The 2509-nt window shown below is 61.3% G+C and carries 3 protein-coding genes; all 3 read left to right on the top strand.

Annotation, left to right across the window (positions count from 1 at the left end; translation table 11 throughout):
* Positions 1-197: hypothetical protein (locus GYH35_RS06135; RefSeq protein ID WP_161827896.1), on the top strand; the 197-nt coding region annotated here is incomplete at its 5' end.
* A gap of 640 nt (positions 198-837) precedes the next feature.
* Positions 838-1251 carry a VOC family protein gene (locus tag GYH35_RS06130; protein ID WP_161814791.1) on the top strand — a complete coding sequence of 138 codons (414 nt, stop codon included), beginning with the start codon at positions 838-840 and terminating at the stop codon, positions 1249-1251.
* A 314-nt stretch (positions 1252-1565) separates the two neighbouring features.
* Positions 1566-2509 (top strand): FHIPEP family type III secretion protein (locus GYH35_RS06125; RefSeq protein ID WP_202624101.1); only part of this gene is annotated, 944 nt, incomplete at its 3' end.

The following is a 2509-nucleotide window of genomic DNA, read 5'->3' as shown; positions in this document are numbered from 1 at the left end:
TGACGCAGATCCAGGACTCGTACGACATCGTGAACCTCAACTTCACGGTGTTCCGCGGTGACTGGCAGTACCGGTTGTTCGTCAACAATCTGCTGGATGAGTCGCCGTACTTGGACTTCTCTCGCACCTCGGGCGAGTCCTCGGCGACGACCCTGCGGCCTCGGACGGTGGGCGTGGGAGCGCGAGTCAACTTCTGAGGCTGCTGGGCCGGGAATCCTCCAGCTGGAGGATTCCCGTCCTGCGGTGGATCGCGCGCGCGGCAATGCGCCTGATGAAGAACCATACGGACATGGAATCGCCGCGGGCTTGCTCCTTGCGGCCCGCGGCGTGACTCAAGTTGAGTAGTGCGTTGACACGCCATCTTCGCCTTCCTGGCTTCCGCATAACGTGCGCATGAGCGTTTCATCCTGTTCTCGTTGGTAGTCACTGTCCTTGTGTGAGAAATCGTTCCGAGCCGCGGGAGTGGTTCGGGATCGACTTCTGGAAGATTCGCGAGCCCGCTCGCTCCTGAGCGGCGATGTATCGAGATCAGCTCCATGCCGACGCTCGATCGTCGCGTGCTTCCCTGCACGACTCGCGCTTCCTTGGAACAGCGATCGAACCTCCTTTGTAGAATTGCTGTTCCTAATAGATAGAGCGACAACGGCACTGAATTTCCCTCGCGATTAAAATGATTTTTCTGAAATAAATTCAGGTTATGACGTGTCGTGCTGCGTCAGTAACATATTCGGATCGCGTAGCCTCCGCGGACGTTGCCGCGGATTTCTCGTACGTATGTGCACGCCGAAACTTGGCTTGGGGCTATGATCTCTGCACGACAGGCTTGAGGGCAGCCCCATGCTGGAGAATCGCTCGATGCCGTCCAGCGGCGTCATTCCGGTGCTGACTTATCCCGATGTGATCGAAGCGAGCCGGTGGCTTTGTGCCGCGTTTGGTTTCACAGAACGCTTGCTTATAGGTAGTCACCGTGTACAGCTCAACGCTGAAACAGGCGCAGTAGTCGTCGCGGGTGGTGCCACAACCACGGCGCCCCGCGGCACCTTCTCCGTCATGATCAGAGTGTCAGACGCGTCCGCGCACTTCGAGCGCGCGAAGGCGCACGGCGCGACGATCCTCAGTGAGCCGACGGACTATCCGTATGGAGAACGGCAGTACTCCGCTCAGGACCTCGCGGGCTACGTGTGGACGTTCTCGGAGAGTTTCGCGGATGTCGATCCGGCCAACTGGGGCGGGGTGCTGAAAGAAAGTTGATCTGTGCGCAGGTGCGCTGTCCATCGGCGCGAGGCCGGTCATGAAAGGCGTGCCGGGTGCTGTTTTTTTAGTCGAGTCGATCCGCCGCATCGATCCGAGAGAAGCGAGTGGAGCGCCCCGTGACCCCCGTCACACTCGCCCCACCCAATCCCCGCCCGCTATCGGCCCCCTAGGCCGTCCCCTTAGCGGCACCTTTCCAAACTGTGACCAACGCCCGCCGCGCCGCAAGGCCGGTGGCTCGCGAGTTGCACCCTATAGGGCGTGCGCCGGAATACCGACGCCAAGCCCAGACAACGGATTTTTGACGACGACGAATGGCCACTGCCACTGCAACCAGTCCCAAGCTCGACCTGAAAGCGCTGCTGCGCTCCGGTATCGGAGTGCCGGTGGGCGTGCTGGCGACGTTGGCGATGGTGATCCTGCCGTTGCCGCCGATGGCGCTGGATGTGTTGTTCACGTTCAACATCGCGCTGTCGCTGATCGTGGTGATGGTCGTGTTCTATGTGCAGCGGCCGCTCGAGTTCGCCATTTTTCCGACGGTCCTGCTGCTCGCCACGTTGCTGCGTCTGGCGTTGAACGTCGCGTCGACGCGTGTGGTGCTTCTGCACGGTCACACCGGTGGCCACGCGGCCGGTAAGGTCATCGCATCGTTCGGTGAGTTCGTGATCGGCGGCAACTACGCCGTCGGTGTGATCGTGTTCGCAATTCTCACCATCATCAACTTCATCGTCGTGACCAAGGGCTCGGGCCGTATCTCCGAAGTGACGGCGCGCTTCACGTTGGACGCGATGCCCGGCAAGCAGATGGCGATCGACGCCGACCTCAACGCCGGGTTGATCACGCAAGAAGAAGCGCGCACCCGTCGCGGCGAAGTGCGTCAGGAAGCGGATTTCTACGGTTCGATGGACGGCGCCAGCAAGTTCGTGCGTGGTGACGCGACGGCCGGCATCCTGATTCTCGTCATTAATATGGTGGGCGGCCTGGCCATCGGCATGATGGCTCACGACATGTCGTTCAGCGACGCCGCTCGTGTGTACACATTGCTCGCGATCGGCGACGGTCTGGTCGCGCAGATTCCGGCGCTGCTGCTTTCGACCGCCGTCGCGATCATCGTGACTCGCGTCTCGAGCGCGCAGGACATGGGCGGCGAGCTGTCGAAGCAGTTGTTCGGTCAGCCGCGTGCGCTGGCGATCGCTGCGAGCTTGCTCGGTGTGATGGGCCTCATCCCGGGCATGCCGAACCTGCCGTTCCTGATGAT

The sequence above is a fragment of the Steroidobacter agaridevorans genome (assembly GCF_009932555.1).
GTDB classification, from domain to species: Bacteria; Pseudomonadota; Gammaproteobacteria; order Steroidobacterales; family Steroidobacteraceae; genus Steroidobacter; species Steroidobacter agaridevorans.
The sequence above is the reverse complement of the archived record's forward strand: the minus strand, read 5'-3'. Positions and strand labels throughout refer to the sequence as shown.

Coding starts and splice junctions, on each gene's coding strand:
- GYH35_RS06130 (WP_161814791.1), top strand. CDS start 838: ATGCTGGAGAATCGCTCGATGCCGTCCAGCGGCGTCATTCCGGTGCTG.